The organism is Pelosinus baikalensis (assembly GCF_020819555.1).
Lineage (GTDB): Bacteria > Bacillota > Negativicutes > DSM-13327 > DSM-13327 > Pelosinus > Pelosinus baikalensis.
In genome coordinates this window covers 1-7,012 of record NZ_JAJHJB010000085.1, presented here as the reverse complement: position 1 = coordinate 7,012, position 7,012 = coordinate 1, and the positions used below count along the sequence as shown (strand labels likewise).

General features: G+C 36.7%; 5 protein-coding genes and 2 pseudogenes. 1 reads left to right on the top strand and 6 read right to left on the bottom strand.

Going from position 1 to position 7,012, the window contains the following annotated elements:
• Window positions 1–270 precede the first annotated feature (270 nt).
• The 6 genes and pseudogenes from LMF89_RS24885 to LMF89_RS24860 all read right to left on the bottom strand — a co-directional run.
• On the bottom strand, window positions 271–1,494 hold the full coding sequence (locus LMF89_RS24885; protein WP_229537500.1) for a cyclic nucleotide-binding domain-containing protein: 1,224 nt from the start codon (window positions 1,492–1,494) through the stop codon (window positions 271–273).
• Window positions 1,495–1,743: 249 nt separating this feature from the next.
• A complete protein-coding gene (locus LMF89_RS24880; RefSeq protein ID WP_369412720.1) occupies window positions 1,744–3,423 on the bottom strand; it encodes an ATP-binding protein in 1,680 nt (559 codons plus the stop codon).
• 300 nt (window positions 3,424–3,723) lie between these two features.
• Window positions 3,724–3,999 (bottom strand): annotated as a pseudogene (locus LMF89_RS24875) (IS3 family transposase); the annotation flags it as partial.
• A gap of 79 nt (window positions 4,000–4,078) precedes the next feature.
• Window positions 4,079–5,092 (bottom strand): reverse transcriptase domain-containing protein, encoded by a 1,014-nt coding sequence (locus tag LMF89_RS26455; RefSeq protein ID WP_229537501.1) that lies wholly within the window; start codon window positions 5,090–5,092, stop codon window positions 4,079–4,081.
• A gap of 35 nt (window positions 5,093–5,127) precedes the next feature.
• Window positions 5,128–5,568: a reverse transcriptase N-terminal domain-containing protein gene (locus LMF89_RS24865; RefSeq protein ID WP_229537499.1), complete on the bottom strand. Its 441-nt coding sequence runs from the start codon at window positions 5,566–5,568 to the stop codon at window positions 5,128–5,130.
• 550 nt (window positions 5,569–6,118) lie between these two features.
• Window positions 6,119–6,433 (bottom strand): annotated as a pseudogene (locus tag LMF89_RS24860) (DDE-type integrase/transposase/recombinase); the annotation flags it as partial.
• Window positions 6,434–6,579: 146 nt separating this feature from the next.
• Here LMF89_RS24860 and LMF89_RS24855 point away from each other — a divergent pair.
• Complete coding sequence (locus tag LMF89_RS24855) at window positions 6,580–6,825, top strand: hypothetical protein (protein WP_229537498.1); 246 nt, start codon at window positions 6,580–6,582, stop codon at window positions 6,823–6,825.
• Window positions 6,826–7,012: the final 187 nt, after the last annotated feature.

The window sequence follows — 7,012 nt, the reverse complement described above, 5'->3', positions numbered from 1 at the left end:
TAGTTTCAAAGTGCATCGGCAATCACCTCCCGTATTCAATTAAGGACAACTACTGCGAATAGTTGTCCTTAACTATTATACTGCAAATTTGTTACTTGCTGGAAAACTTTTTTTAGAATTGGGAGTTTTACCTCTTTATTCCCTCTGTTCTTTCAAAAAAAGACACAGCACTGCTCCACTAATGGATTGGCTGTGTCTTTATATATTATACATATATAGTAATTCACGAGAAGTTCAATGCTACATATATCTAATTAACTAATATCCTTTTTATTGAGGGTTATTCGGAGATAAGTTATGTAAAACCTTCTTTGCAATTTCTGGACAAGAGCGACGGAATTTCTGAAAATAGTGAAAAGATAATACCAGTATTTCCACGTTAGTGGCGGCTATAATGTTCACTGTATGCTTAGTCCTATTAACTAGACCAATTGCTCCGAGATATTTATCCGGAGATGTGTTATTTTTCCCAGATGATTGTATCGTACCTGAAAGAAGTATATTAAGTTCATTACTTACGTCGCCTCGACTTACAATGTAACTCCCAGCAGGACACGGTACAACAACACCACAACAATGTAAAATTTTTTTAGCCTGTGTTACGGACAGTCCTTTCAGTATCGGTATTATTTTATTTGGTGCATTCCCTAAACGGTTGCATAAAATAACCCATAATTCATCTTCGCTTATTAGTTGGCTATTTATAATGCTTGTAGTTTCAGCAAATTCTGAATGAAACCAATCGACAACTCGGTTGTTTAATGTTCTTTTTTTACTTGCTATATTAATTAGAGGAGAACCTACTGCACGCAGATGCTCAATATCATCTATCAGCATGACGAAACTAGCCATTAAACCAAGATTTGGATCTACGTAATTTACGCCCAAACGACGACTTCCATAGTGTTCATGAAGTGAGATTAAATGAAAATTGCAATTAACAAAGCCAAATTGCACTTGGTTATTTAAATATAATTCATAAATTTTTTCCATGAGCATATTAAGCGCCTGTGAACTTCGGTAGTCTGGGGATATCATCCCTTTTGAAATGAATGAGAAATTCTGTTTATCCTCTTCTTTGTAAAACTCATGAAACTTATTCATTAAAAAAATCTGTACTAATTCCGAAGGAAAATCTGAAATCCGCCCAACGTTCATTCTTGCGGTGCCGATAAGTTCTGTTCCAACCCTTACGTATAGTAGTATCCCCCATTCATCTAATTCATCATATAAAAGTTTATTACTATGATCGGCAGACACAAGCTTATAGGAAATTTCTTCAGCATAAATGCGATAACGTAAACGGTAGATTTCCATTTTTTCCTCTGGGGTTGTGGCGATACCGATTACTATAGGTTCTTCTAAGGCTTTTTTTTGATAAAATGGTATTGGGAGGGTATTGTTCATCTTTATCACTCCTAATAATATTAGTAAACATAGGACATTTACAGAAACTGCCAACCATTTCAATGTAAATATTCCATTTTCAGACAAAAAAACCTCTTTTTTAAAAAAGTTTTTTGTACGGAAGCAAGAATGTTTATGCGTTAATAACCTATATAGATAAGTCCTTTTTGTAGAATGAGAAAGGTTTTACTAACCAATCTTCGCTCAAAAGGAGGACAACTGCACACTGTATTCATACCAAAGTATTATCGGAAAGCATATATGGAAGTAGGTTAGAACATATGACTCTAAGTGAGAAAAAGTTTTTGCGCACAGATGTCTCAAAATGAAAATCGTTTATAACGCAAGGCAATCTAGGCTGAAAGAAACAAAAAAAGTAGTTCCTTGATCATTTGTTTTTACATCAATAACTGCGTTGTGCCTGTTGGCAATTCTATAGCATATTGGCAAGCCCAAACCAGTACCACTGGCTTTCGTGGTTATGAAAGGCGTGCCCAAATTTTCTAGTACATGAGCTGGCAAACCAGTTCCCTGGTCTTTTACAGATAAAACAATTTTATCTTGTTCTAAATCTGTACATATAACTAGTTCGCCTCCTTCTGGCATGGCTTCCACACCATTTCGTACCAAGTTAAGTAGTAATTGACGAATTTCATTTTCATCTAAATATAATGTAGATATTTCTTTAAGCTCGAGTTTTACCAATACATTTGAAGCAGCGGCATTAGCTTGAATTAACGGAAACAATTTATCAACTATCAAATTTAGTGAGCATTCTTTCAGTTCAGTTTTTTTATTCTTTGCTAATAAAAGGTATTCGCTAATGATTATGTTCGCTCTATCCAACTCTTCCATCATTAGGGTAAACCGATTTTTATAGTTACTAAGCTCATCTTTGGTTACCATCATCTGTAAGTATCCGCGTATTGTAGTCAACGGGTTACGTACCTCATGAGCAACACTGGCGGCCATTTCACCGATCAGATTCATTCTATCGGCATGAGCGGCAACTTGTTCTAAGTTATCACGAGCTGTGACATCACGAAGAATGCCTTCTCGAATCACTAAGTTCCCTGCTTCATCATAAGTAGGATGATAGTTTTGTTCAATATATACAGTACTTTTATCTTTGTGTATCAAGCGATATTTAAATGGTAAATGATTACGCAAAGAAGGATTATTTGCATATTGCTTGAACAACAGTAAATCGTCCGGATGTATTAAACTTTCAAACAGCTGTGAATCAGCATAGAACTTCTCTGAAGTATAGCCTGTAACCGCCAAAATCGATGGACTTATATACTCAACTTTAAGTTCAGGTAGTATTCTAATGCGGTAAATCACATCAACTGCATTTTCTGCAAGTAATCGGTATTGAACTTCTTTATTAATTAAGTCCATTCTTGTTTTCTCAAAATACACTAATAACGTTCCTGAAGCAATAATTAAACGAAGGATACCACAAATTAAGATAATCCATGAATAATACTCGGCTATATTAAGTAAAAAAGGAATAGTTGCAGTAGTAATGCCCCATAAGATAAATGCATATCCAGCAATTAACTTCCCTATTCCTTTTAGTTTTAAGTGGATAAAAATTCTACCTACAGATATGAGCATAATGAAAGAAAACCAAATAGGAATGAGCAACTTATAAAGAATAGGTAAATCCAATAATGTAAATCCAATGCTTATTGCGGACGCACTGGCAGCACCGTATAACCAGGTTCTTTTTAATGGTCTGTTAATAAAGAGATGAGCTGTATATATAAACATTAAAGCGCAACCAATAAACATCATTTGATAGATAATAAAGCCGATTAAAGATTGTTTCCAGTTAAATATTCCGGAATCGAAAAGAATAGTTCGTGAAAAATGGCAAGTCCAGCATATTACCCAGGCACCCATATAGCGTTCACGGTACTGAAAATATAGATAAATATATACAAGTAGCATTGAAATAGTTCCAGCTATTGCACCGAGCAAGGATAGATAAACATAATCCATAATTCCCATAATTCCCCTCATTAACCAAATTATATAAATTATTTGCTAACTTCGCCATAATTAACCAATATCCCTCCTTTTGGTTGTGGCAGCTGAGCAAAGGTGTCGATTGTGTAATACTTGTGGGTAGGTATGTAATGATCGGTATTGGCTGTAGCGTAGATCATTACGGGCTCTTTTAAAGCTAACGGATATCCCCGTTAGCTTTTTATATTTTTAAAATAGGGAAATCTGCATTTAGCATACATAAAAAAAGAGGTCAGCGGATTTTTAATGTGTACCCTTTGTCAAGGACAGTAAAAAAAAAGCCTATGCAGTTTTAAGAAGATGATTCCTGTATTGAACAGGAGTCATCTTTTTTAAGTCCCATTGATACCGATAATTGTTGTAGTAAATCATGTATTGCTTTATCTCATTTTTTAGTTGTTCTAATGTATCACATGTCTTTATATAAGCTTCATCTTTGAAGTGACCAAAAAAAGATTCCTGAGGTGCATTATCCCAGCAATTGCCTCTTCTTGACATAGACTGACCTAATCCAGATTTTCTAAACAATTTCTGAAATATAGGGCTGGTATAATCGACTAAGAAAAAGGGATTACTCCCTTTCCCTCGTCTAAGAACCGTACGTGAGAGTTTCCCGCTCATACGGCTCAAGCATTTCTTAACCATTTCTGGCGGCAAACAGTGATTTTAAGTTTATCTTTCTTTTTACAAAATACGCTTCATGTATGAAGGGATTTTTAGAAATCTGTAATTTAGGGTGTCGGATGATATTTATCCTTCTTAGATTTATGAGGCTGTATTCACCCGACATGAACAGCCATGGCTTATCATTCTTTTCATGCCAATATTTCTTTAATCTCCACCATGAATTTTTGTTAGGGTGGCGATGTTTTGCCCATTGTTGCAATAGAAGATATAGTGTGTTGTTGATATGGGAAAAAGCTTGACTTGCTACCACATGCCTGTGGTAGTTGGACCAACCTCTGATTACTTGATTTAATCTGCGGATTATTTCGGATTGACTGGTTGCTTTTCCTTGTTTCAGAATAATGGTAGCACATTTCTTGACCAGAGTTTTTATTGAGTTTTTTGAAGGTTTAACAATTAATTTCCCTTTGAATTTTCGAAATGTCCAACCGAGAAAGTCGAAGCCCTTATCTATATGCGTAATCAGCGTTTTTTCTTCGGACAGAGTTAATCCACGTGTTTCAAGAAATTGGCTGACCATGTCTTTTAGTTCTTCTGCTATTTCTTTTGTCTTTGCGGTAATGATAAAGTCATCGGCATAGCGTACTAGATTGACTTTGCTCTTTGCACGATAGTGATTTTCGATTTTACCCTTGGAATTTCGATGGTATTTATCTTGAATTAACTTTTCAAGACCGTCTAGAGTCATGTTTGCATATATGCTTGAAATCGCTCCGCCCTGTGGTGAACCTAAGTTCGTGGGGAATAAATGGCCTTCATATATAAACCCTGATTTTAGGAATTGCTTCATAATTCTTTTGTCCATCGGAATATTTTTCTGTAACCAATCGTGATTAATGTTGTCAAAACAGCCTCTGATGTCGCCCTCTAGTATCCATGTCGGAGAGCATTCTCTTGCCAGTACATTAAATATTTGTTCACAGGCATCTTTAGCACTTCTACCCTTACGAAATCCAAAAGAGATGTGATCGCCTGTAGTTTCAGCTATTGGTTCAAGTGCTAATGCATAAATGTTTGCATGGCCCGGTCGTACATGACAGGGATTCCTAGCGGTCGTTTCTTGTTTTTGCCCTTCTTTTCAATAAAAACTCGTCTAAGCGGTTTTGCTAGATAACGTTTGTCTGTAAGTGCTAAAACTGCCTTCATCTTTGATGATGAGGTTGACCAGAGTTTTTTGTCAATCCCAGAGGTGTTCTTTCCCTTGTTTGATGTTACCTTCTTTACCGAATAGGCTTTGGCATAAAATGAATGCGTTAGTAAGTATTGTAATCTTTTGACTTTGTTCTTGTCACCCTTCACTGTTGCCTTAGCGATTCTGGTCTGTAGCCTATTAACCTCTTTTTCCACCTGTGTCCAATCAATGGATTCCCATTGGTCAGCCAGTGTGTTTTCGTCTTTTAGCCTCTCGGTTTTATCCGTCGTTGAGTTACTAAAATTCATAGGTTTAACGTCCTTTCCTGCCAAGAAATACCACAGAGTAAGTCAGCACTCTTTCGAGGTAGGGCAAAGTCTGAACCCCTATCTTCTTTCATTACAAAAGTAGCATTTGCTTTTTACTCTTTTCTTCTGCCCTCTATGCCGTTTCTTATCCTTGCGGTTAGATACCTCTTTCTTGTGGGGAGCATATAGGGTTTACCAAGTTCCGCATAATATATAATTGTGAAAGCTTTAGGAGCCACCTTTAAACCGGGAGTTCGTTATCCATTCGCATTGGTTTAACAGTTTGCCTTTGCTCGACTCCTTACCATTTTGGTCGAAGCGTTTCAGCCTATTTCGCTTCCTCCAGCGTAACGATTTCTACAGTGATTCACTCTACGTTCTCCATAGCTTTCTTACCCTAGCAGTTATCCCAGTTTTAGGCTACTCGGATTTCCACATTGTCTTGTGAGCTTTCTAACCCAAACGTTACCATTCACGCTAGTCACAATAGAGTTGCCCCGAATGGATGGGGTAGCCTTTCGGCAATATATCACGCGACTTCTTGTCGCACGTGAACGCCTTGATCCGAGTGAATAAAGGCATCCTTCGGCAATTTGATTTTCCTGTTTTTCTTTAGCTTCCAAATCGTATCCGTTGCTATATCTAACGTTAATCGATCCGACACATGATAAGCCACCACTTCATTCGTAGAGCTATCCTTAATTGTTGATAGGTATGCCTTTTTTCCTTGCCCATAAAATAAATACGTAATATCAGTAAGCAGTACTTTCCCTGGTGTGTTTTGTTTGAAATTTCGTTTTAGCAAATTTGGCAGCACGCTATGTTCCTGTGTTGCTTTCATCATTCTTTTATATGGATTTGCCTTCCATGTAAAAAGAAATATGTGGACTACCTTTGCGTATGGCAAATAACAGAATATCACATGACAAACGAAAAAAAGAGTGTCCACCTGAAAAGATTGAAGCTATAAAGGCGGCATTTCGCCATTTTGGTATGTTATGAGAGGTCTTTATGAAAGCAACGATTAATCGACAACTATTCATTGAAAACATTTCTCCTATTCCTGCTACAAATGGAGTTTCAATTCTAATTGCTGATGGTATTTTATCAGTGGCTAGTTTTGGCCAAGGTGCCATAGGTAGGATACCGGCCTATGTGCTAAGTAATGGACAGGCGTTTCTGAAGTCAGAGCAATGGAGTCAAGTTGTCTCTATAATCGAAAATAGCCCAAACTTATATACAGATATAAATATTTGAACTTAAACGGATTCCGTTTAAGCTTTTAGAGTGGTATTATATAGACAAGGCGGTGCATCCGCCTTTTTCTTTAACCGTTCAATCGAACATATGTACTAACCACACACATTTCTACGAGCAGTAAAAATTTAGATACATGAAAAGAAGGTGATTTTTATGCGGACTAGTGACAATATGAATATTGCCA